This window comes from Streptomyces silvisoli (genome assembly GCF_029269905.1).
Classification (GTDB): Bacteria; Actinomycetota; Actinomycetes; order Streptomycetales; family Streptomycetaceae; genus Streptantibioticus_A; species Streptantibioticus_A silvisoli_A.
On the sequence record NZ_JARJBC010000033.1, the window covers coordinates 1 to 22839 of the forward strand.

Consider the following 22839-nt stretch of genomic DNA (forward strand, 5'->3'; position numbering starts at 1 on the left):
ATCAACATATCTGGCGTTGACTTTTGGCACGCTGTTGAGTTCTCAAGGAACGGAAGCTTCCTTCGAGACCGTCTCACCGGTCCCTCCGGGCTTTCCCTTCGGTTTCTCCAGCTTATCAGATCTTTTCAGACCCGATTCCCGCTGGCGGGATTTCCTGCTTTTGCTTTGCGTTCCGGCCTTTCGGCTTTCGCGCTCTCCGACTTTAGCAGAAGCTTTCCGTCGGATTTTCCGCCCCCAGCAGGTGAGCCATCTGAACACACATGTGTCCGCGGCACTCGTGGAAGCGGAGGTGTAAACGTACTGGAGCCCCGCACCGGAAGCAAATCCCCTCCCGGGCCACCAATCCGCGCCCACCGCCGCGGACCTCGCGGCGGTGGGCCCCACCGCGAGGCCAACCCCCAGCTCACCGCCAATGGTCTAAACCGGTCGGGCATGACGTTAGGCTGCTCTAGCGGTACCGCCGTCCGGTACAGGATGGGACGGCGCCTATGAACTCCGCACATAGGAGGCTTCCCATGACGACTGTGACGTCCCCCCTCCCCGGAAGGGCCATCGGGCTCGCCGCGGTGCCGGATCCGGTGTTCTCCGGCGCGATGGTGGGTCCTGGGACCGCGATCGACCCGGTGCGCGAGCCGTCCGAGGCGCTGGCGCCGGTTGACGGTGTTGTCGTCTCCCTTCACCCGCACGCGTTCGTGGTCGTGGACGCGAACGGCCATGGCGTGCTGACCCACCTGGGCATCGACACTGTTCAGCTGAACGGTGAGGGCTTCGAGCTGCTCGTCAACAAGGGCGACACCGTTACCCGCGGGCAGGCCGTGGTGCGGTGGAACCCGGCGGCGGTCGAGGAGGCCGGTAAGTCGCCGGTCTGCCCGGTCGTGGCGCTGGAGGCCACCGCCGATTCGCTGGGCGACGTGCGGGAAGACGGCGATGTGAAGGCTGGCGACCAGCTCTTTTCCTGGAGCTGACCGACGCCCCGGGCGCGGCGCCGTCATATTCGACGCCGGGCGAACGCGGTAATCACGAGCGCGGCGGCCACCGCCGCATCAACCGGAGACGGGTGAGATGGAGACAACGCTGCGAGGCGTCGGTGTGAGCCACGGTGTGGCGATCGGCGAGGTACGCCACATGGGTACCGCGGTGCTCGAACCACCGGCGAAGCAGATCCCCACGAATGAGGCCCCCCGTGAGCAGGGCCGGGCGCGGCAGGCCGTGGAGGCCGTGGCCGCCGATCTGGTCGCACGCGGCAATCTGGCGGGCGGTGAGGCCCAGGCGGTGCTTGAGGCCCAGGCGCTGATGGCCCAGGACCCCGAGCTGATGTCCGACGTGGAGCGCCGGATCGCCGTGGGTAGCACCGCGGAGCGTGCCGTCTATGACGCCTTCGCCGCGTACCGGGCGCTGCTGGCCGGAGCCGGGGAGTACCTTGCGGGCCGGGTGGCCGACCTGGACGACGTCCGCAACCGCATCGTGGCCCGGCTGCTGGGCGTGCCGATGCCGGGCGTGCCGGACAGCGACGAGCCGTACGTACTGATCGCACGGGACCTCGCACCGGCGGACACCGCTCTGCTCGACCCGTCTCTGGTGCTCGGTTTCGTCACCGAGGAGGGCGGCCCGACCAGCCACAGCGCGATCCTGGCCCGCGCGATGGGCGTGCCGGCCGTGGTGGCGCTGCCGGGCGCGAGCGAGCTTGCCGAGGGCAGCGTGGTGGCCGTGGACGGCAGCACGGGTGAGGTCTTCGTCAGCCCGAGCGCCGAGAAGCGTGCCGCTCTGGAGGCGGCTGCCGCCGAGCGCAAGGCGGCGCTGGCCGCGGCGGTCGGTCCCGGTGCCACGTCGGACGGGCACAAGGTCCCGCTGCTGGCCAATGTCGGCGGTCCGGGCGATGTTCCGGCGGCGGTCGAGGCCGGTGCCGAGGGCGTGGGCCTGTTCCGTACCGAGTTCCTCTTCCTGGACGACAGCAAGAAGGCGCCCTCGGAGGAGAAGCAGGTCGAGGCGTACCGCAAGGTGCTGGAGGCCTTCCCGCAGGGCCGTGTGGTGGTGCGGGTGCTGGACGCGGGCGCGGACAAGCCGCTGGAGTTCCTGACCCCGTCGGACGAGCCCAACCCGGCGCTGGGGGTGCGGGGTCTTCGGACGCTGCTCGACCACCCCGAGGTGCTGCGCACCCAGCTGAGGGCGCTGGCCGAGGCCGCGGCGGGGCTGCCGGTCTACCTTGAGGTCATGGCCCCCATGGTGGCCGACCGTGCCGACGCCAAGGCGTTCGCCGACGCGTGCCGCGAGGCCGGGTTGCAGGCGAAGTTCGGCGCGATGGTCGAGATTCCCTCGGCGGCGCTGCGGGCCCGGTCCATTCTTCAGGAGGTGGAGTTCCTGTCGCTGGGTACCAATGACCTGGCGCAGTACACCTTCGCCGCGGACCGTCAGGTCGGTGCGGTGTCACGGTTGCAGGATCCGTGGCAGCCCGCGCTGCTCGACCTGGTGGCGCTGGCCGCTGAGTCGGCCAAGGCCGAGGGCAAGAGCTGTGGTGTGTGTGGTGAGGCGGCCTCCGATCCGCTGCTGGCTTGCGTGTTGACCGGTCTGGGTGTGACCAGCCTGTCCATGGGTGCCGCCGCCATCCCGTATGTGCGGGCGACGCTGGCCAAGTACACGCTGGCGCAGTGTGAGCGTGCGGCGGCCGCCGCGCGGGCGACGGACTCGGCCGAGGAGGCGCGTGTCGCCGCCCGGGCGGTGCTGTCCGGCGAGTGACCGCGGTCCCGGGCGCTCAACACGCCCGGGAGCCAGAGGAGTTGGGGGGCGTCCTGCCGTCACGGCGGGGCGCCCCCTTCGTGTTCCCGCCCCGTCACGCGTCGGACGGCGGCGGCAGCGGCGTTCCCGCGCAGTACGTCACTCCGGGTTCCGGCGGTACGGGTTCGCCGGTCTCGGCGTCCGTGCAGTAGGCGTTGAAGACCTCGGCCTCGGTGAGCGGATGCAGCCAGCCGTCGCGCAGGCTCCAGCCGCGTACCCGGTCCGGCTCGCCGGGCGTGCCGCGCCCGGTGCGCAGCACGACGCCGCCGGGGCTGCCGGTGGCGAGTCCGACGGCGAGCACGGTGCAGAAGACCAGCGCGTCGGTCTCACCGAGTTGGACCGTGCCGTCGTCCGCGCACCGCGCGTGCAACACCCCGGCCAGCGGCGGGCTTTCCTCGGTGACCATCGCGTCCGGTCCCGCATCGATCCGCACCACGGGCACGCTGCACACCAGGTGGTGCCGGCCGGGGCCGGCGGCTCGCAGTAGCCGGGACAGTGCCTCGGAGGCCCGGTCGAAGGCGGCGTTGTGCCCGCCGCCCGCGCAGGCGTCGCAACCGCTGGCCCTGGCGAGGAGTTCGGTGGCGTGCTCCCAGGTGGCGCGCCGGTCGGCGGCGCCGATGAGTTGGCTGACGAGATGGTCGACGGGTTGTCCCTGGTACGGGACCGTGGCGCCGCCCGCCGCCACCTCCGCGATGTACCGGGAGCGGGTGGCGGCGGTGTCCGGGTCCTGGCCGGTGTCGGCGCAGTAGGCCGCGAACTCGGCGGGGTCGAACAGGGCGACGCTGATGTGGATGCCCTGGGCGGCGAGTGAGCGCAGCAGGCCCTGCATCTGGCGCAGGTACTGGGCGTGGTCGTGGAAGGCGAAGGTGGAGTAGGACCGCATCGCTGTGAAGTCCTCGCGGTCCGCCAGCAACGCGACGGTGCTGGGCACTTCGCGGCGCAGGGTGCGGCGTGACACCCGCCGCGAGGTGCTGAGGTTCTCGGTGTGTGACATGGTTCCCCCTCCGTGCGGCTACCCCCGTAGCCACAGCAGCACGGCTGTGTAGGCCCGCTGACCTGTCACGGTCTTCGGACTCTTGCTCACTCACCGTAACCTGGAGCACTGACAGCGCGCGGAGAGAATGACCGGAGTTTTGTTCAACTCCTGATTCGCCGCTGCCGCGCCAACTCCTCGTAGAAGCTCAGTAGTTCGACGTTGTCGACGGAGCCGGGGTTGACCGCCTTCTCCAGCGGGGTGCCCTGCAACAGCCGTTTCACCGGTACCTCGATCCGCTTGCCGGTGAGGGTGTGCGGGATGCCGGGGACGGTGATGACCTCGTCGGGGACGTGCCGGGGGGAGAGTTCGGCGCGGATGGCCCGCTTGATGCGGTCGCGCAGGGCGTCGTCGAGCTCCGCGCCCTCGGCGAGCACGACGAACAGCGGCATCCAGTAGCCGCCGTCGGCCTGTTCGACGCCGATGACGAGGGATTCGCGGATCTCGGGGAGGCGTTCGACCACTTCGTAGATGTCGGCCGAACCCATGCGCACACCCTGGCGGTTGAGGGTGGAGTCGGAGCGGCCGTGGATGATGACGGTGCCGCGGGAGGTGATGGTGATCCAGTCGCCGTGCCGCCAGACGCCCGGGTACATCTCGAAGTAGCTCTCGCGGTACCGGATGTCGTCCGGGTCGTTCCAGAAGCGGACCGGCATGGATGGCAGCGGTGCGGTGACCACGAGTTCGCCGACCTCGTCGATGACCGGCTTGCCGTTCGGGTCCCAGGCCTGGAGGTCGGTGCCGAGGCAGGCGCCCTGCAACTCGCCGATGTAGACCGGCAGGGTGGGGATGCCGCCCGCGAAGCAGCTGCAGACATCGGTGCCGCCGCTGACCGAGGCGAGCCAGACGTCCTCCTTGACCTCGTCGTACACCCAGCGGAAGCCGTCCGGCGGCAGGGGCGAGCCGGTGGTGGCGATGCACTTGACGGCGGACAGGTCGTGGTCCCGGCCGGGCTGGACCCCCGCCTTGCGGCAGGCCATGACGTAGGCGGCCGAGGTGCCGAAGACGGTGGCTCCGGTGCGCTCGGCGACCCGCCACTGCGCGCCGGTGTCGGGGTGGCCCGGGCTGCCGTCGTAGAGGATGATCGCGGCGCCCGCGAGCAGTCCGCCGACCAGGAAGTTCCACATCATCCAGCCGGTGGAGGTGTACCAGAAGAAGCGGTCGTCGGGGCCGAGGTCCATGTGCAGCCCGGTCTGCTTGAGGTGCTCGACGAGGATGCCGCCCTGCGACTGGACGATGGCCTTGGGCAGTCCGGTGGTGCCGGAGGAGTACAGCACCCACAGCGGGTGGTCGAACGGCACCTGCTCGTACACTGGTTCCGCGTATCCGGAGACCAACGCGTCCCACTCCAGGGCGCCTTCGGGTGCCGGGGTGCCGAGCAGCGGGATGTGCACGACCGCGCGCAGCCCGGGCAGTTCGCGGCGCAGCTCGGCGACGGTGTCGGTGCGGTCGTGTTCCTTGCCGCCGTAGCGGTATCCGTCGACGGCGAACAGCACGACCGGCTCGACCTGTTGGAACCGGTCGAGGACTCCTCGGGCGCCGAAGTCGGGGGCGCAGGAGGTCCACACCGCGCCGACGGCGGCGGTGGCGAGTAGGGCGATGACGGCGTGCGGGGTGTTGGGCACGTAGCCGCTGACCCGGTCTCCGGGGCGCACTCCGAGGCGGCGCAGGTGGTCGGCGAGGGAGGCGACCTGGCGGCGCAGTTCGCTCCAGCTGGTCTCGCGGATCTCGTGCCGCTCGTCCAGGTACAGCAGCGCGGGTCCCTGGGCGCGGTCCTGGTCGTCGGCGGTGCGCAGTGCGTGTTCCGCGTAGTTGAGGGTGGCGCCGGGGAACCATCGGGCGCCGGGCATCCCGGCGTCGCCGAGCACGGTCTCGTAGGGGGTGGCGAAGCGCACCTGGAACCATTCCACCACGGCCTGCCAGAACCGTTCCGGCTCGCGTACCGACCAGGAGTGCAGGGCCTGGTAGGCGGCGAGCGGGTCGGCCGGGTCACCGGTGGGCGCGCCGTGCGTCTCGGCCGCCCATGCCTGGAAACGGGTCAGCCGGGTCGCGGCGATGCGTTCCGGGCCCGGCCGCCAGAGGGGACGCGGAGCAGGGGTGGGCTGCGGTGCGCTGGTCATGGTGACGACTCCCTGGGTGGCGCAGCTTTACGCCTGTGTGCGTTGTACCTCGCTCGAGCGGAATGTCCCCGGGCGGGGCTGGGCAGGACGATGCCATGTGATCGTCCGCCGCGCCAGGGGCTTCTCCCCGCTCGGCGCCGGAACGTGCCGATCCGGGTTCGCTGGCCAGGGTGAACAGTGGCTTAACGCGGGTGGGAACGCCGGGTGGGACTGGAAGGCTAGCGGCATGGACAGGCGTGATCTTGTGCGTTCGCTGCGGCTGGTGGGGTCGCGCAACGGCTGGCCGGCGGTGCGGGCCGCCTGGCGCAGACGCCGGATCGACGCGCGTGACCTGCCCGCGCGCGGTGCGGAGCGGGCCCGGGTGCCGGGGGCGGCGTACAGCGCGGAGCCGCTGCCGGGTGGTGGCGTGGTGCGGTTCGCCCAGTCCTCGCTGCGGGTGCGGGTGGCGGTGGGCGGTGCGGTGTTCTGCGGGTGGGACGGCGCGGCACCGGAGCCGTCGTACGCGCTGGCGGGTGAGTGTCCGGAGGCGGACACGCGTGCGGTGCTCGAACCGGACAAGGACGGCTGGCGGGTGGTCTCGGAGCGGATCACGGTGGTCGTCTTCCGGCACGGGGCGGTGGAGTTCCGTACCCCCGGCGGTGTCCCGCTGCGCCGGGAGCTGCCGCCGCGCTGGTGGGACGGGTCGGGCCGGGTGTCGCGGTGGGTGCAGCGGGCGCGGACTCCGGCGGACGCGGTGGTGTTCGGGCTGGGCGGGCGCGCCTCGGGGCCGCGCCTCGCGACGGGTGCCTACCGGTTGTGGAACACCGATCCGTGCGCTCCGTTCGGTCCCGGGGACGATCCGCTGTACATCACGATGCCGGTGCAGTTCGTGGTCGCGGACGGCGGCTGCCATCTGGTGTTCCACGACAACACCTGGGACGGGTGGGTGTGTCTGCGCGACGGTGAGGAGGGCGCGGGTTCCGGGCACGACCAGCCGGGCGGCTGCGAGGTGCGGTTCGAGGGCGGTCCGCTGCGGTACTGGGTGATGGCGGGCAGCCCGGGTCGGGTGCTGGGCACGTGGACGGCGCTGACCGGCCGGCCCGCGCTGCCGCCGCGTTGGGCGCTGGGCTACCAGCACGCCCGCTGGGGGTTCGGCAGCGCGCAGGAGGTGCGGCGGGTGGCGGCCGGGTACCGCGAGCGCGGGATGCCGGTCTCGGCGCTGCATCTGGACATCGACCACTTCGACGGGCACCGGGTCTTCACCGTCGATCGCGAGGCGTTTCCCGAACTGCCGTTGCTGGCCGAGGAGTTGCGCGAGGACGGCATCCAGCTGGTGTCCATCGTCGATCCCGCGGTGAAGGCCGAGCCGGGCTCGGCCGTGTACGACAGCGGGACGGCCGCGGACGCCTTCGTCCGGGACGCCCTGGGCCAGGTGGTGCGCGGGCTGGTGTGGCCGGGCGAGACGGTGTTCCCGGACTTCACCGAGCCGCGGGTGCGCCGTTGGTGGGGCGGGCTGTACGCGGAGCGCCTTGAGCAGGGCTTCGCGGGCTTCTGGCACGACATGAACGAGCCCACGTCGTTCACCGTGTTCGCCCGGTACGGCGAGTCGACGCTGCCGGATTCGGCCCGGCACGGCATGGAGGGGCGCGGCGGCGACCACCGCGAGGCGCACAACGTCTACGGTCTGGCCATGGCCCGCGCCGGATACGAGGCGCTGCGGGAACTGCGGCCGGACCGGCGGCCGTTCCTCTTCTCGCGCTCCGGGTGGGCCGGGATGCAGCGCTACGGCGGCACCTGGTCGGGGGACGTGGCGACCGGCTGGCCGGGGCTGCGGGCCTCGCTGGCACTGGTGTTGGGACTCGGGCTGTGCGGGGTGCCGTACTCCGGTCCGGACGTGGGCGGCTTCCACGCGATGCCGTCGCCGGAACTGTACGTGCGGTGGTGGCAGTTGTCGGCGTACCTGCCGTTCTTCCGCACCCACTCGGCGATCGAGGGCGGGCGGCGCGAGCCGTGGGAGTTCGGGCCGCAGGCCGAGGAGTGCGTACGGGTCGCGCTGGCGGAGCGGGTTCGGCTGCTGCCGTATCTGTACACGCTGGCCCATCTGGCGCAGCGCACGGGCGCGCCGTACGTACGGCCGCTGTGGTGGCACGACCCCGAGGACCGAAGACTGCGCGCCTGTGGTGACGCGTTCCTGCTGGGGGACGCGCTGCTGGTGGCGCCGGTGGTGGAGCAGGGCGCGACCACGCGGACGGTTCGGCTGCCGCCCGGCCGGTGGTACGACGCGGCCACCGGCGCCGTCCACCGCGGCCCCGGCCAGGTTCTGTTGGCCGCTCCGCTGGACCGCACGCCGGTGCTGGTGCGGGCCGGGGCGGTGCTGCCGGTCGCGGTGGAGGACGGGATCGGGTTGGAGGTGTGGGCTCCGGCGGCCGGGCAGAGCGGCGAGGGGGTGTTGATCAGCGACGAGGGGGACGGCTGGGATCAGCCCCGGGTGGAGCGGTTCGCCTCCCGGTGGCGGGACGGTGCGGTGGTGGTGGAGCGCGAGGGTGCGGACGAGGTCGGCCACCCGGTCAGGGTCCGGGGGTTGGCGCACAACCCGAGCTGACATACCGTCAGCTTTATGAAGCGTATCCCGGTCGTACCCGGCTGGTTCGGCGCGGACGGCGATCCGGACCGGTTCCGGCTGCTCGGCACCCGGTGCCGGAGCTGCGGGGCGGTGTTCTTCCCCAGGGCGGACGCCTTCTGCCGCAACCCGGCCTGCGACGGTACGGAGTTGGACGAGACGCCGCTGTCGCGCACCGGCACCGTGTGGTCCTACACCGACAGCCGCTACCGGCCGCCCGCACCGTACCTGTCCGATCCGGACCTGCCCTGGGAGCCGTTCACCGTGGTCGCCGTGAAGCTGGCGAAGGAACGCATGGTCGTGCTGGGTCAGGCCGCGCCGGGCGTCACGGCCGCCGGCCTCGCGGTCGGCATGGCGGTGGAGCTGGTTCCGGGCGTACTGCACCAGGACGCCGAGCAGGTCTGGACGACCTGGCACTGGCGGCCGTTGGGAGGCCCGGCATGACCGAGGACATAGCGGTGCTCGGCGCCGGGATGCACCCCTGGGGCAAGTGGGGACGCGACTTCGCGGAGTACGGGACCGTGGCCGCCCGAGCCGCGCTCGCCGACGCCCAACTCGACTGGTGCGACGTTCGGTTGGTGGTCGGCGCGGACACGGTGCGCTGCGGCTACCCCGGGCACGTGGCGGGCGCGACCTTCGCGCGGGCGCTCGGCTGGCAGGGCGCCCGGGTCAGCAGCGTCTACGCGGCCTGTGCCTCGGGCGCCCAGGCGATCAACACCGCACGCGCCCAGATCCTGGCGGGCATGGCCGATGTCGCGCTGGTGGTCGGCGCGGACGCGGCGCCCAAGGGCTTCTTCGCACCGGCGGGCGGGGACCGGCCGGACGATCCCGACTGGCTGCGGTTCCGGGTGCTGGGGGCCACCAACCCGGTGTACTTCGGGCTGTTCGCCCGCCGCCGGATGGCCCAACTCGGCGACACGCCGGAGGACTTCGCCCTGGTGAAGGTGAAGAACGCGGCGGCCGGGGCCGCGAACCCGAACGCCCGCTACCGCAAGGCCGTCACCGCCAAGGAGGTCGCCGCGTCCCCGGTGGTGGCCGATCCGCTGCGGCTGCTGGACATCTGCGCGACCTCGGACGGAGCCGCCGCGCTGGTGCTGTCCAGCATGGCGTTCGCCCGTCGGCGCGGGGTGGCGCCGGTACGGATCCGCGCGGTGTCCACGGTCACCCCGCGCTACCCCAGGACCGCGCTGGACCTGCCGGACTTCGCCACCGACTCGGCCGCGCTGGTGCCGCCGCCCGAGGTCGGATTCCGCGCCTCGATCGCGGCGGCGGCCTACGAGGAGGCCGGGACCGGGCCCGCGGACCTGGACCTGGCCGAGGTGTACGACCTGTCCACCGCCCTGGAGTTGGAGTGGTACGAGGATGTGGGGCTGTGCCCCGTCGGTGAGGGCGCGAAGCTGCTCCGGGAGGGGGCGACCGCACTCGGCGGCCGGATCCCGGTCAACCCCAGCGGCGGCCTCGCCTCCTTCGGCGAGGCGGTACCCGCGCAGGCGCTGGCCCAGGTCTGCGAGCTGACCTGGCAGTTGCGCGGCCAGGCAGGCGAACGGCAGGTCCCGGCGGCGCGCTGCGGACTCGCTGCGAACCAGGGTCTGTTCGGCCACGGTTCGGCGGTCATCGCGGTGCGGTAGGCGAGTGCCGAAAAGTTGCGTGAACGCGTCGTAAAGGCCGCCGAGTCGCGGCCGCGCCAGCGGCATGCTGAGTAGGTGCCTGCCTGGACCGATCGTCTGCGCTTCGCGTTTCAGCCCGTGGTCAACGTGGTGACCGGCTCGGTGGCGGCCCTGGAACTGCTCGCCCGACCCGAGGAGGGCGATCTGCTGCGCTCCGCGCGCCGCTCCCCCGAACTCGACGTGGAGATCGCCGCGCTCGCGGTACGGTCGGCCGCCCACCAGGAGGCCCTGCTGCCGCTGCACGTCAACCTGTTCGCGACCACTCTCGCCCAACTCCCCGAGCCGACGGCGCTGTTGGCCGCGGTACGGGAGGCGGGCCGCCGACCGTGGGAGATCACCGTCGACGTGGGACCGCCGTTCTCCGCGCTGTGGCAGGACCCGCTGGTCGAGGCGGTGCGCAGCCTGCGTGAGCGGGGTTACCGGATCTGTGTGGACGGGGTCGGCGACGGCGACCTGCCGCTGCGGCTGCTGGCCGAGCTGGCCCCCGACATCGTCAAGCTCGACGCCTCGCTGACCGCCCGGCTGCCCGGCGACGACCGTTACCGGGCGGTGGTCGACGCGCTGCGGCACTTCTGCGAGGGCATCGGCGGACGGCTGGCGGCCGAAGGGGTCGAGACGGAACGGCAGTTCACGGCGGTGCGCGAACTGGGCGTGCACCTGGCGCAGGGCAACCTGTTCGCGCCCGCCGCCCGCCGGCCCACGGCCGATGTCTACCGGCCGCCGGTGCCGCCGCCGGTCGCCGCCATCGCGGCCTCGGGGCCCGCCGGGCCATCGGTCGCGGCGTTCCTGCGGCCCGCCGCCCTGCTGCCGCTGTCGGTCTCCGCCGAGCGGGTGCGGGAACTGCTGACCGCGAGCGAGGAGACGTCGGGGGTGGTGCTGGTGGACGATGACGGCGTACCGGTGCGCGCCATCGACCGGGACCGCTTCCTGCTGTCGCTGTCCGGCCGCTACGGGCACGCGCTACACGCCGACCGGCCCGCGCTGCGGCTCGCCGACCACCCCCGCACCATCCCGCTGGACGCCACCGCGTGGCAGGTGCTGGACGTGGTGGCCGCCGACGCGCGGCGGCGTACCGGGGACGATGTGGCGGTGGTCGACCCGGCCGGGCGCTGCGTCGGGGTGGTACGGCTCGCCGACATCGTACGGTCACTGGCGGAGAGCCGGGTGGAGGAGGCGGTCGGCCTCAACCCGCTGACCAGGCTGCCCGGTTCCGATGTGGTCAACCGCGAACTGGAGCGGCGGATAGCGCAGAGCCTGGGGTTCGCGGTCAGCTGGCTGGACGTGGACGCGTTCAAGCAGATCAACGACGGCGCCGGGTTCGCCGCGGGCGACGAGCTGATCCGGGCGGTCGGCCACCATCTGGCGCTGTGCGCCCGGCAGTTCGCAGGCGCCCTGGTGGGGCACATCGGGGGTGATGACTTCCTGGTGCTGTGCGCACCGGAGGAGTTGGGCACCATCGCCGGCGCCGTGCTGGACCGCCCGTGGTCGGCCGGTGGGCTTGCGGTGACCCTGTCGCTGGCGACGCTGGTCTGCCCACCCGGGCGGATCCGGGACCACCACGAGGCGGCCGGGCAGTTGGCGCCGCTGAAGAAGGAGGCGAAGGCGCTGGACGGCACGAGTTGGGTGCGTGCGGAAGCGGGCAGCGCGGGACACCAGGTCCTGCGCGGGGACAGCCGTACGCATCCGGTCCGCCGCGCCGCCGCCAAGTGACCGCGTGAGCCGCGGGTCCCCGCTGGTTGCGGCCTGTCCGGCGCCGCCGTACCGCGGCCGTTGTCAGGCCGTCCCGCGTCGGCGGCGACTCACGTCGCGGCGGGCTGCCGCCGCGACGAGCGCTCCATCGCGTGCGAGACCACCGCGATCAGCACCTCCTTGGCGGACTCCCGGTCGCGGGCGTCGCACATCACCAGCGGCACGTGCGGGTCGAGGTCCAGCGCTTCGCGCACCGTCTCCAGCGCGTGCTGCTCGGCGCCGTCGAAGCAGTTGACGGCGACCGCGAACGAAATGCCGCGCCGCTCGAAGTAGTCGACCGCGGCGAAGCAGTCCTGGAGCCGCCGGGTGTCGGCGAGCACCACCGCGCCCAGCGCGCCCTGCGCCAACTCGTCCCAAAGGAACCAGAACCGGTCCTGCCCCGGTGTGCCGAACAGGTACAGCACCAGATCGTCGCGCAGCGTGATCCGGCCGAAGTCCATGGCCACCGTGGTGGTGTTCTTGCCCTCGACTCCCGTGGTGTCGTCGACCGGCCGTCCCGCCTCGGTCAACGCCTCCTCGGTGCGCAGCGGCCGGATTTCGCTGACCGCGCCGACCAGAGTGGTCTTGCCGACGCCGAAGCCTCCCGCCACCAGGATCTTGAGCGCGACGGGCTCGGTCGCGGAGGACTTTCGGCGGCGGTCAAAGCGCCCGAAGGCCATTGATCTCTTCTCCAGGTTGCCGTCCGTGCAAGTGTGTTGAAGACTCTAGCGGCCCACGGGAGTTCCGCGGTCGAAGCCCCCCTGCCAGCGCCGCGGTCAGCGCCGCGCCTGTGCCTGCCAGTGGCCGAACTGCTTGATCGGGTCCCCGTCGAGCTTCCAGGGGAAGGCGGTGACGGTGCCGCCGATCAGCTGGAACACCGGGCCCGCCTCGGGGACGCGCTTGGCGTGCACCAGCCCGTACGCCAGGGTGTTCAGGTCGGCCAGCGCGGCGGCGTGCCGCAGGAACCCGGGTCGGGGCCAGTCGGTGGCCGCCCGGTCCAGCGCGGCGGCGGCCGGCGGCTGGGTCCACAGCCGCGCGGCCATCAGCGCGTCCACGCCGCCCGCCGAGACGGCCCGCCAGTAGCGGTCGACCATCGCCACCAACTCCACGCCGACGGCAGGGGCGTTGGACGGCATTCCGGCGCGGGTGGCGTCGAGGAAGTCCAGCACCTGGGTGTGCGAGCCGCACTCCTCCGGCGAGAGGTAGCCGAGCATCTGGAGGTATGCCTCGCGGTGCCAGGCGTCGCGGACGGTGACCTCGCGCCACACCGGGAACACCTCCTGGGTGGGGCGACCCAGCAGCCGTAGCGCGCGCAGCAACGCGAGCCAGGGCCCCGGGTCCTCGGGTCTCAGCTCGGCGGCGCTGTAGCAGGCGTCGACGGTCTCCTGCGGATCCGCCAGCCCACCGTCCCTGCGGCCCTGTACGAGGTCGGCCCAGGCCCGGAACAGCAGCGCGTCGGCGCTGTTCGGCTGCCGCCGCACCCAGCTGCGGGTGAGGTTGGGAGGCGCCACGGAGGCGAGCACCATCATCCGGTGCGTACGTCGGTCCCAGTCGTCGCCCGGCTCCTCCAGCAAGTCCGCCACAAGGTCAACCCGAATATCGGTCATACCGGGCATTGCCGGGGATTCCAGCTGTTTGCGCACTTTGCCGAGTTTTGAGTCATCGAGCTCGGGCGCCAGACGAGGGGTCACGCTACGACGAGAACCAAATATCGGCATGGTTCCGGAGCATAGGGCGAACCCGGACCTCCGCACAGGGCATGACCTGGATCGTTATGCCAGCGGTTGCAAACACTTTTGGGGCTCCGCTCACCTGCGCGGGCGACCGAGTCTGTGAGCGCTCTCAGCACCACCTCTCGGCGGCCGCGGCGAAACCTTACGGCTGGCGAACGGCCCACAGCGCACAGCCAGTTGGCGTCGGCACGACGTCACGGCCACCGGGCTGCGGCTGACGAACCCCCTCAAGTCAGCGCGCTGGACGTGGAGTTCGGCACCGCGCGGCTGTGCGCGGTGCCGAACCGGGGCCGGTAGGCGCCGTCACAGCGCCCGAAGCCCGTTGATCACCTCGCGGAGCAGGCTCTCGTCCGGCAAGTCCGCAGGGGGTACCGGGCGGGTGACACGGACCAGTCCGGCTTCGAGCAGATCACCGATGAGCACCCGCACCACCCCCACCGGAAGGTCCAGCTCCGCCGCCAGTTCGGCGACGGAGGTGGGTTCGGTCCGGCACGTGGCGAGGATGTCGAGGTGCTCGGGCGACAGGGTGTGGTCGAGTTCGCCCGCCTGGTCAGCCTCGTCGGGGTGTTCGTCGGTGAACACCAGGGCGATCAGGTCGAGCCGGACCTCGGCGGCATGGCTGGTACGGCCCCGCGTCATGGCGTACGGCCGCACCACCGGCCCCGCCGCGTCGTCGTACCACCGGTCCGCTTCGGAACTCATGGCACTCCATCAACCCGTGACGCGCGGCGCGGTGCCCAGGTGCGCGCCGACGCGCTTGACCAGCAGCGCCATCTCGTACGCGACGAGGCCGACGTCGGAGTCGGCGTCGGCGAGCACGGCGAGGCAGCTGCCGTCACCGGCGGCGGTGACGAAGAGGAAGGCCTGGTCCAGCTCGACCATGGTCTGCCGCACCTGGCCCGCGTCGAAGTGCCGTCCGACGCCCTTGGCGAGGCTGTGGAAGCCGGAGGCCACGGCGGCCAGGTGCTCGGAGTCCTCGCGGGACAGGTCCTTGGAGGCGCCGGTCGCCAGTCCGTCCCCGGAGAGCACCAGCGCCTTGCGGATGCTGGACACGCGCCCGACCAGTTCGTCCAGGAGCCAGTTGAGATCGCCTGTCGGGCTTGTTGGTGCGGTCATCGACCGTCCCCCTCCGATGTCGTTCCTGCTTCGTTCCCGCTCCGGCCGTCGGTGCGGTCCGGAAGGCTGCTGTCGTCGGCTTCCGCGCGACCGCGCTGCCAGCCGCGCTGGAGCGAGGCCATTCGGGAGCGCACCTCGTCGGCATCGCGATCGTATGCCGCCCGCGCGGTGTCTTCGGTCTCCGCGGGTCGCTGCCGCGGTCCGGTGTCGTCCTCGCGCAGCTGCGGCGCCAGACTGGCCTGGCGCACCCGGCGCGGTAGAGCGGTGGGCGCGGGCATGTCGGCGGCGGGTTCCGGCCTGTTGGTGGCGGCCGGTTCGGGGCGGGGCCGGGCCGGGCCCAGGGTGCGGCCGCGGTCGGCGACGAGCACCGGGGTCCTACGGCGGCGCGGCAGCGGTGTCGGCTTGCCCTCGTCCGCCTCGTCACACTTGCGTTCGGCCGGGTCAGCGGCCTGCTGGTGCTGCTCGGCGACGTCCGCGCGTTCCACGGGGCGGGCCGCCGGAAGGTCGTCGTCGGTCACCGCGGCGGGGAGGATGCCCCACTCGCGGAACGCCTCCTCGTTGGGCTCACCGGGTACCGGCACGGCGATCTCGTCCGGGAGTTCGCCGTCGAACCGCGGCTGCGCGGGCGGCGCGGCGAGCCTGGCGATCGCGCCGGGCACGGGCTGCTCCCCGGTGCTGGCCGCGTCGTCGGCGTCGGTGAGCAGTGCGGTGGGGATGAGCACCACGGCCGTGGTGCCGCCGTACGGGGACTGCCGCAGGGAGACCCGCACGCCCTGGCGTTGGGCGAGGCGGCTGACCACGAACAGTCCGAGACGGTCGGTGTCGGACAGTTCGAACTCGGGCGTCTCGGCCAGTCGCAGATTGGCGTCGAGCAGCGCGTCGGGCGTCATGCCCAGGCCGCGGTCGTCGATCTCCAACACGAAGCCGTTGGCGACCCGCTCGCCGTGCACCTGGACGGTGGTGTGCGGGGGTGAGAACACCGTGGCGTTCTCCACCAGTTCGGCGAGCAGGTGGGTGAGGTCCGCGACCGCCGCGCCGACCACCGCGAGCCGGGGCAGCCGGCGCACCTCGACCCGCTCATAGTCCTCGACCTCGGCGACCGCGGCGCGCACCACGTCCATCAGCCGCACCGGCTTGCGCCACTGCCGGGACGGCGCGGAGCCGGAGAGGATCACCAGGCCCTCGGCGTGGCGGCGCATACGGGTGGTCATGTGGTCCAGCCTGAACAGGTCGGCGAGTTCCTCGGCGTCCTCGGTTCGCCGCTCCATGGTGTCCAGCAGGGCCAACTGCCGGTGCAGCAGCACCTGGTTGCGGCGGGCGAGGTTGACGAACACGTCGGAGACCCCGCGCCGCATGTCGGCCTGCCGTACGGCGGCTTCGACCGCGGCCCGCTGCAGGGTGTTCAGCGCCCGGCCGACCTGGCCCATCTCGTCGTCCGGGTAGTCGAGGCGAGGCGCCTCGGTCTCGACGTCGACCTCCTCGCCCGCGGCGAGCCGGCGCATCACGCGCGGCAGCCTGGTGCCGGAGGCCTCCTGCGCCTCCTTGCGCAGCGCGGACAGGTCACGGGCCAGGCCGCGGCCGATGCGCAGGGAGACGGCCACCGAGACGATGACGGCCAGCAGACCGAAGCCGCCCGCGATGCCCGCCCGGACCAGCACGCCCACCGCGTAGGGCTTGACGCGCTGCTTGTAGTGCTCCGTCGCCTGGCGGTCCAGCGTCGACAGGTCGCTGAGCACCGAGGAGGCGGTGGTCTGCCAGGTCTGCGGGCTGACCTTGTCCGGCGCCACCGCGGGGTCGGCGTTGAGGATCTGCTCCTCGGCGTTGTGCAGGGCGACGCCGGTGCTGCTGCGCCAGTAGTTGTCGAACAGGGCGCGGTCCGCGTCGGGCAGCAGCTGGGGGTACTTGGCGTACACCTCGCGCTGTTCGGCGACCGCGTCACCGAACCCGCGCTGCTCGGCGCGGCTCATCCGCCCGGCCACCTGCGCGGCGGAGAACAGCGCGTCCTCCCGGGAGATGGCGTCCCGCGCCTCGGACAGCTCTGTCAACACCCGTGACTGGCGGTCGAGTTGGACGTTCTGCAGCGCGTTAAGGCCGAGGAAGAAGTCGTAGTACGGCTCGACCACGTCGTTGTACGCGGTGAAGGCGTCGGCGCGGCTGATCCGCCCGTCGGAGATCTGACGGCGCAGGCCGTCGAGTTCGCCCGCCTGCTTGACGAGGGCGTCCAGGCGCTGCCGTGAGGCCGTGTCCAGCTTGCCGCGCAGTGTGGCGTCACCGGCGTTGGCGCGCATCTGGGAGACCGACTTGTCGGTGTCGGACTCGGCGGAGCGCAGGTTCTGCTCGGACTGCGAGTTGCGTGGGTCGGCGAGGTAGACCAGAGCGGCACGGCGTTCGGTGGACAGCTCCTCGATGGTGTTCTCGACCGGGTAACCGATCTTGTTGGTGACGTCCTTGACGGCCAGCAGGCCGAACACCCCTCGCCCGGTGATCAGGGCCGCGAACGCCCAGATGCCGATCAGGGACACCAGCGGCACCAGGAGCAGTGCCACGATCTTCCGACGGATCGATTTCCCGCGAAAGCGCATGGCCTCCCCAACGTCGACCCCTGGGCAGGGGTTAGTAGTCCGTTAAACGGCGCGAGCCTACTACTGTGCGATGACCAACTCGAAAACCAGTCTGCACATTTGAGTTCGGCAAACCAACCACAACGCCCTAGTTTGATCAGTTACCAGCGGTTTTGCTCTGACCGGTTCTCGCAGGTGAACTTCCTCGCTTTCCACGGGAACCACAGGGCCCCGCCGATCGTGCCTCAGTACGGAGAGACAGCCCCCCGAAATACGCCGAATACACCATGACGATCCGGGCAAGCAACAAGGGGTCGGGGGTGTGTGTCCCCGAGGGGAGCACAACGCCATGGACGCCCAATCACAGCGCAACGCCGCGGACACCGACCGCGGTTACGACGAGACGCCGCTCAGCGACGCCACCCTGTGGACCGAGGAGCCCGTCGGCAGGCCCCGCATGCCCGATCCGGTACGCGCCTCCGCGGTGCGCGCGGTGCTGATCGCCTCCGTGACCCTGATCGAGGCGATGGTCGCCATGCTCGGCGCGGCGGCGGGCACGTGGATCACGGCACCCGCCCTGCTGTGCACGGTGGTCAGCACCGTCGTCGCCACCTGGGCGGTGCTGGACGTATGGGTGACGCGCCAGGTGTGGAACCAGCGGCACGGGGTGCTGTCCAGCCCCAGCAGCGCGGCCCGGCCGCGCCGCCTGCGGCGCGGTTCGCCTGCCCGGCGGGGGGCAGGCAAGGTGCGGGGGCCCGCCGGGCGACGGGTTGCCGGACTGCGGTGAGCTCCGGCCGCCGGTCGACTCGGACGCGGTGGCGCGCCGCCACCGTGGCGAAAGACCGGCGGCGCACCACCACAAGCCTCGCTCAGACCGGCTGTTCCGCGGGGCGGCGGAACATCCGGGTGGCGGTGATCTCGCCGTGCACCGGTTCGCTGTCCGGGTCCTGCTGCGGCAGGCCGGGCCGCAGATGCTCCTCGACACTGATGTACTTCAGCCCCGCCCGCAGGTCCGCGTCATTGCGTAGCCGCACCACCAACGGGAACTCGGCCAGCGCGGTGGTGTCGAACAGGCCCGTGGTGTAGATCAGTTGGACGCCGAGCGCGTCAGCCACCGCCCGTTGCAGCTCCAGCAGATAGGTCGCGTTGGCCCGGCCGATCGGGTTGTCCAGGAACAGCGTGCCCGCGTGCCGCTGCCGGTCCCGTCCGCTGTCGTTGCTGCGCAGCGCCGCCATCGTGCAGTACAGCGCGATCGCCGCGGTCAGCAGCTGGCCACCGGAGAACACATCGCCCATCTGCCCGACCGGCACCCGCTCCGCGCGCAGCACCGCGTCCGGCTTGAGGATCTCCACCGCGACCCCGCGCGGCTCCAGCGCGGCCTGTACCCCGCGCAGCAGCAGGCTCATGCCGTCCCGCCGCAGGTCGGAGTTCTTCCGCACGGCCGCCCGGGTGGCCTCGTCGATCACCTCGCCCAGCCGCTCGGCCAGTTGGGCCTGGTCCGGGTCGTCGAAGCGGATCCGCAGGAACTCCTGGCCCGACCACTCCCCCAGCCCCTCCGGCAGCCGGGACAGCCGCTGGGCGGAGCGAAGGGTGGCCAGCGATGCCTCCACCAGACCGCGCAGCCGGTCCACGATGCTGTCGCGGTTGCGTTCCAACTGCTCCAGCTCATCGGTGAGCACCCGCAGCCGGGGCGCGAACGCGGCGGCCCAGGCGGCGGCGTGCTCGGGCAGCGCGCCGGCGGGCAGCTCACGGATCTGCTGCCGCGCGGGCGTGCGCACCTGCTCGTAGCGGGTCGCGTTGGCGTGCCGCACCAACTGGTCGCAGGCCTCACGCAGTTGCGCCTCGGCCGCCGACAGGTCGGCCGCGCAGCCGCGCAGCCCGCGGCGTGCCTCGGCGGCCGACTGCCGGGCCTGCTCAAGACCGCCGGAGTACGGCTCCGGCTCCTCCTCCGCGCCGCTGTCCTGGGCGGCGTTGTCCCGCAGCAGATCACGCAGCAGCGCGGCCAGTTCGTCGAAGCCGCCCGCCGCGTCCTCGGCGGCACGGTGTGCGCGCTGGAGTTCGGCGTGCCGCTCCCTGGCCGCTTCCAACGCCTCGGTGCGGTCGGCGAGTTCGCCGGTCACCGTGCGCAGCAGGGCCTGGGCGTGCTCCGCGCCCTCCGGGACCAGTTCGTCGGGCAGCTCGGTGTGCGCCTCGCCGTCGCCCGGCGCCAGCCGCTCGGCCTCGCCGCGCAACCGGCCCAAGTGCTCACTGGCGGCTCCGGCCCGCGACTCGATCCGCTGCACCAGCGCCTCGGCCCGGGCCGAGGCGGCCTGCCGGGAGGGGCCGTCGGCGCCGTCGGGGCCTTCGAGCAGCTGGGCGGCGCGGGTGCGGACCTTGTTGGTCAGCCGGTCCAACTCGGCGAGCGCCGCGCTCTCATCGCTCTCCGCGCGCGCCTGCTCCGCGCGCAGGTCGGCGCCGACGCCCACCTTCTCGTACACCTGGGACGCGGCGCGGTAGGCCTCGCGCAGCGCGGGCAGCGAGGCGTTCGGCGGTTCGCCCTCGCCGCTCTCCTGGTCGGGTACGCCCGCGATCTCGGCGCGCTCGGCGCGCAGTGCCCGTACGGTGCGGCGGGCGTCGTCGGCGGCGCGCTGAGCGGCGCGGCGGTCCTCGTCGGCGGAGCGGGCTCGGGCCAGGCAGGACTCGGCGCGTTCCTCGGCCTCGGCGGCCTCCTCGGCGAGTTCCCGCGCCCTGCGCTGCCACGCTGCCCGCTCCCGCAGCCGGAACGCCAGCCCGGCGAGCGCGTCGGCGCGGCGGCGGGCACGCTGCGCCGCCTCCTGGCGCTCGTCGCGCACCCGGGACGCCTCGGCTGCCGTCTCATCGGCCTCCGCGCGCCGTACCCGGGCCTCGGCCAGCTCCCGCTGGGCCGCGCCGGCGGCGGCACGGGCGGTCTCGACGGCGGCGGCGAGTTCGGTCAACCGTCCCGGCGGGCAGGAGGCGCGCCATGAGTCGAGCCGGGCGGCGAGTTCGCGGTCGTGCCCCAGTCGGGCGGCGAGTGCCCTGATCTCCTCGTCGCAGGCGGCGGCCCGCTGCCGCAGCGCCTGCCGCTCCCCGTCGGCTGCCTGCTCGTCGTGCATGGCCGGGTTCGGCGGTACGAGGAAGACGTCATCAGCCGCCTGCCCGGCCGGAGTTGGCGCGAGCAGCGCGGCGGCGGTGCCCACCGCAACGGTCGAGCGGGGCAGCAGCGCGGCCTCCGCCAGGATGCCGCGGGCCCGCTGATAGGTGTCGGGGTCGGTGACCACCACACCGTCGACCAGTTCCGGCCGGGTCGACAGCACCGCCGCGTGGTCGGCCGGGTCGACGGCCTGGGCCAGATAGCGCCAGCCGGGCAGCGCGGGCACGCCGTGCTCACCGAGGTACTCCACGGTGGCCAGCACATCGGGGGACGGCGGCAGCAGTCCCCCGTCGCCCAGCGCGGCCAGGATCCGGGAGTCCTCGGCGGCCGAGGTGCGCAGCTCGAACAGCTGCCGTTCGGCGGCGGCCACGCTGCCGCCGAGCAGTTCGCGCAGCGTCTCGGCGTTGCGGTCCAGTTCCTCGACGCTCAACGCCTGCCCGGCCGCGCCGCCTTGGGCGGTGTCTTCCGGGGTGCCGGCGCGCGGGGCGGGGATGCCGGCGGTTGCGGCGTGCGGCGCCTCAAGGCCGAGCAGTTCGGCGAGCCGGGGTTGCGCGGCCAGCGCGGCGGCCGTGCGCCGCTCGGCCCCGTGGCCGGACTCGGCCGCCTCCAGGGCGTCCGTGCCACGAGCGGCGGCGAGTTCGGCGCGGGCCTCCTCGGCGGCCGCCTCGCGGGCCCGGTCGGCGGCGCCACGCGCGGCGTCACGTGCCGTCTCCCAGGCGGCGACGGCGGTCTTCTCCGCGTCGCTGGCCTCCAGGGCGGCGCGCGCCGGATCGGCGTCCGGGGCCGCGTCGTTCAGCCATCCGGCGCGTACCGCTTCCGCGGTCTCCTGCTCGACCTCGGCCAGCCGCTGCTGGAGGTGGCCGATCTCACTGCGGGCGCGCTGTGCGCCGGTGGCGGCGGCGGTGGCGTCCCGGTGCGCGCTGTCGGCCTCGGCCTGGAGCGCGATGGAACGCTCCTCCTCCTCGTCGGCCTGGCGCTCGGCCCGGTCCGCGGCGGCGCGCAGCGCGCGCACCAGATCAGTGGCGGCCTTGGCGCGGGCGGCGAGCGCGGGGGCCGCGTCGCGTTCGGCCTCGCGGATGGCGGCGGCCACCCGGGCCGAGCGGTCGGCGGCGGCGCGGTGCCGCAGCACGATCTCCGCTGCCTGCCACGCGGCGTGCAGGGTCCGGGCGTCGACCAGCTCACGGCGCAGTGCCGCGGCGTCCTTCTCGGCGGCGGCCAGGCTCAACGAGGCGTGCCGGTAGGCGAGTTCGGCGCTGATCAGGGCGGTACGAGCGCGGGCGGCGTCCGCGTCGGTGACCGAGCGGGCGGCGTCGCCGACCTGCTGGTCGAGTGCGGCGGCACGGCCGCGCTCCTGGTGGGCGCGGGCGGACAGCCGCCGGGCCAGCTCCCGGGTGCGGCGCTCGCTCTGGCCGTGCACGCCGCGGGCCCGGTCGCGCTGCTCGGTGCCCGCCACGATGCGTTCGAGGTGGTCGAGGGATCCGGCGGTGAAGTCCCGTTCGGCGGTCAGCTCGGCACGTCGGCCGAGTTTGTTGGCGAAGCCGTGCACCAGGTCGGCCAGGCCGTCGGTGTCCCGGGTGTCGGTGACGGCGCGCAGCAGCAGGTCGGTGAAGTCGGAGTCCTTCTTGACCGCGAACAGGCCCGCGGCCTCGCCCTCGTCGGCGTTCATCTCCCGCTGGTAGCGGAAGAGTTCGGGGTCCAGGCCGAGGTCGCCGAGGTGCTCGTTCCAGCGGTCGTGGATCTCCTCCCACACCACGTCGAGGTGCGGATAGACCTTTCCGGCCTCGGTGAGGGCGTCACGGAACCCCTTCATGGTGCGTCGGCGGCCACGCGCCCCGGACACCCCTTCGGCGGGCGGGCGCACCGAGGCGGCCTCGGCGACCGGCAGCGAGTCCAGGCTGAGGCCGGGGCCCGGCCGGAACGAGTACCAGGCCTCGGCGAACTTGCGCGGGTCGGAGGAGACCTGGCGACCGCGCCATTCGCTGACCTTGCCCACCACCACGAGTTCACCGGTGATGGTGTGCTGCCACTCCAGCGCGACGTGCCCGCAGTCGTCGGCGAGCAGGAACTTGCGCAGCACACCGGAGCTGGCGCCGCCGAGGGTGTTGCGGTGGCCGGGCAGCATCACGGAGAAGATCAGCTTCAGCAGTACCGACTTGCCGCCGCCGTTCTCCAGGAACAGCACGCCCGCGGGCGCGGGCCGGCGCGGCGGCCCGGCGGGCTCGTCCTCGAAGAACTGGCCCTGCGCGGGCGCGGGCTGCGGAACCGGGTCGCCGACGCCCCGCAGGTCCAGCACGGTGTCGGCGTAGCGCGCACCGGCCGGTCCGATGGAGTAGAGGCGGACCCGGGACAGCTCGTACAT

Annotated in this window: 16 protein-coding genes; 8 read left to right on the forward strand and 8 right to left on the reverse strand. The window is 72.8% G+C overall.

Annotated elements, in window-relative coordinates; all coding sequences use genetic code 11:
- The 3 genes from P3G67_RS33170 to ptsP all read left to right on the forward strand — a co-directional run.
- Positions 1-295 (forward strand): hypothetical protein (locus P3G67_RS33170; protein ID WP_276096812.1); only part of this gene is annotated, 295 nt, incomplete at its 5' end.
- Between the two features lie 220 nt (positions 296-515).
- Entirely contained in the window at positions 516-965 is a 450-nt protein-coding gene (locus P3G67_RS33175; RefSeq protein ID WP_276096813.1) for a PTS sugar transporter subunit IIA, read from the forward strand.
- Between the two features lie 97 nt (positions 966-1062).
- Positions 1063-2733: a phosphoenolpyruvate--protein phosphotransferase gene (gene ptsP / locus P3G67_RS33180; RefSeq protein ID WP_276096814.1), complete on the forward strand. Its 1671-nt coding sequence runs from the start codon at positions 1063-1065 to the stop codon at positions 2731-2733.
- Positions 2734-2827: 94 nt separating this feature from the next.
- On the opposite strand, the gene P3G67_RS33185 is transcribed toward ptsP, so the two are convergent.
- On the reverse strand, positions 2828-3766 hold the full coding sequence (locus P3G67_RS33185; RefSeq protein ID WP_276096815.1) for a hypothetical protein: 939 nt from the start codon (positions 3764-3766) through the stop codon (positions 2828-2830).
- A gap of 143 nt (positions 3767-3909) precedes the next feature.
- Complete coding sequence (locus tag P3G67_RS33190) at positions 3910-5925, reverse strand: acetoacetate--CoA ligase (RefSeq protein WP_276096816.1); 2016 nt, start codon at positions 5923-5925, stop codon at positions 3910-3912.
- Positions 5926-6151: 226 nt separating this feature from the next.
- On the opposite strand from P3G67_RS33190, the gene P3G67_RS33195 reads away from it, so the two are divergent.
- The 4 genes from P3G67_RS33195 (at position 6152) to P3G67_RS33210 (ending at position 11901) form a co-directional block, all read left to right on the forward strand.
- Positions 6152-8506 (forward strand): glycoside hydrolase family 31 protein, encoded by a 2355-nt coding sequence (locus P3G67_RS33195; protein WP_276096817.1) that lies wholly within the window; start codon positions 6152-6154, stop codon positions 8504-8506.
- Between the two features lie 15 nt (positions 8507-8521).
- Positions 8522-8968, forward strand: a complete 447-nt coding sequence (locus P3G67_RS33200) for a Zn-ribbon domain-containing OB-fold protein (protein ID WP_276096818.1) — start codon at positions 8522-8524, stop codon at positions 8966-8968.
- Entirely contained in the window at positions 8965-10152 is a 1188-nt protein-coding gene (locus P3G67_RS33205) for a lipid-transfer protein (RefSeq protein WP_276096819.1), read from the forward strand. Before P3G67_RS33200 ends, P3G67_RS33205 begins: the two co-directional genes overlap by 4 nt.
- Positions 10153-10227: 75 nt before the next feature.
- Positions 10228-11901 carry a GGDEF domain-containing protein gene (locus P3G67_RS33210; RefSeq protein WP_276096820.1) on the forward strand — a complete coding sequence of 558 codons (1674 nt, stop codon included), beginning with the start codon at positions 10228-10230 and terminating at the stop codon, positions 11899-11901.
- An 89-nt stretch (positions 11902-11990) separates the two neighbouring features.
- Here P3G67_RS33210 and P3G67_RS33215 read toward each other — a convergent pair whose 3' ends face one another.
- The 5 genes from P3G67_RS33215 to P3G67_RS33235 form a co-directional block, all read right to left on the reverse strand.
- On the reverse strand, positions 11991-12599 hold the full coding sequence (locus tag P3G67_RS33215) for a GTP-binding protein (protein ID WP_269856386.1): 609 nt from the start codon (positions 12597-12599) through the stop codon (positions 11991-11993).
- 96 nt (positions 12600-12695) lie between these two features.
- The gene (locus P3G67_RS33220; RefSeq protein WP_276096821.1) at positions 12696-13526 is read right to left on the reverse strand and encodes a hypothetical protein; all 831 of its coding nucleotides are present in this window, start codon (positions 13524-13526) and stop codon (positions 12696-12698) included.
- A gap of 429 nt (positions 13527-13955) precedes the next feature.
- Positions 13956-14354, reverse strand: a complete 399-nt coding sequence (locus P3G67_RS33225; protein WP_276096822.1) for a DUF742 domain-containing protein — start codon at positions 14352-14354, stop codon at positions 13956-13958.
- A 9-nt stretch (positions 14355-14363) separates the two neighbouring features.
- Complete coding sequence (locus tag P3G67_RS33230; protein ID WP_269856382.1) at positions 14364-14768, reverse strand: roadblock/LC7 domain-containing protein; 405 nt, start codon at positions 14766-14768, stop codon at positions 14364-14366.
- Positions 14765-17350, reverse strand: coding sequence for a nitrate- and nitrite sensing domain-containing protein (locus P3G67_RS33235; RefSeq protein ID WP_276096823.1), 2586 nt, complete (start codon positions 17348-17350; stop codon positions 14765-14767). Before P3G67_RS33235 ends, P3G67_RS33230 begins: the two co-directional genes overlap by 4 nt.
- Before the next feature lie 328 nt (positions 17351-17678).
- Here P3G67_RS33235 and P3G67_RS33240 point away from each other — a divergent pair, with 328 nt between their 5' ends.
- Entirely contained in the window at positions 17679-18116 is a 438-nt protein-coding gene (locus P3G67_RS33240) for a hypothetical protein (protein WP_313881796.1), read from the forward strand.
- A gap of 82 nt (positions 18117-18198) precedes the next feature.
- On the opposite strand, the gene P3G67_RS33245 is transcribed toward P3G67_RS33240, so the two are convergent.
- Positions 18199-22839: a hypothetical protein gene (locus P3G67_RS33245; RefSeq protein WP_276096824.1), complete on the reverse strand. Its 4641-nt coding sequence runs from the start codon at positions 22837-22839 to the stop codon at positions 18199-18201.

Coding starts and splice junctions, on each gene's coding strand:
- P3G67_RS33175 (WP_276096813.1), top strand. CDS start 516: ATGACGACTGTGACGTCCCCCCTCCCCGGAAGGGCCATCGGGCTCGCC.
- ptsP (WP_276096814.1), top strand. CDS start 1,063: ATGGAGACAACGCTGCGAGGCGTCGGTGTGAGCCACGGTGTGGCGATC.
- P3G67_RS33185 (WP_276096815.1), bottom strand. CDS start 3,766: ATGTCACACACCGAGAACCTCAGCACCTCGCGGCGGGTGTCACGCCGC.
- P3G67_RS33190 (WP_276096816.1), bottom strand. CDS start 5,925: ATGACCAGCGCACCGCAGCCCACCCCTGCTCCGCGTCCCCTCTGGCGG.
- P3G67_RS33195 (WP_276096817.1), top strand. CDS start 6,152: ATGGACAGGCGTGATCTTGTGCGTTCGCTGCGGCTGGTGGGGTCGCGC.
- P3G67_RS33200 (WP_276096818.1), top strand. CDS start 8,522: ATGAAGCGTATCCCGGTCGTACCCGGCTGGTTCGGCGCGGACGGCGAT.
- P3G67_RS33205 (WP_276096819.1), top strand. CDS start 8,965: ATGACCGAGGACATAGCGGTGCTCGGCGCCGGGATGCACCCCTGGGGC.
- P3G67_RS33215 (WP_269856386.1), bottom strand. CDS start 12,599: ATGGCCTTCGGGCGCTTTGACCGCCGCCGAAAGTCCTCCGCGACCGAG.
- P3G67_RS33220 (WP_276096821.1), bottom strand. CDS start 13,526: ATGACCGATATTCGGGTTGACCTTGTGGCGGACTTGCTGGAGGAGCCG.
- P3G67_RS33225 (WP_276096822.1), bottom strand. CDS start 14,354: ATGAGTTCCGAAGCGGACCGGTGGTACGACGACGCGGCGGGGCCGGTG.
- P3G67_RS33230 (WP_269856382.1), bottom strand. CDS start 14,768: ATGACCGCACCAACAAGCCCGACAGGCGATCTCAACTGGCTCCTGGAC.
- P3G67_RS33235 (WP_276096823.1), bottom strand. CDS start 17,350: ATGCGCTTTCGCGGGAAATCGATCCGTCGGAAGATCGTGGCACTGCTC.
- P3G67_RS33240 (WP_313881796.1), top strand. CDS start 17,679: ATGGACGCCCAATCACAGCGCAACGCCGCGGACACCGACCGCGGTTAC.
- P3G67_RS33245 (WP_276096824.1), bottom strand. CDS start 22,839: ATGTACGAGCTGTCCCGGGTCCGCCTCTACTCCATCGGACCGGCCGGT.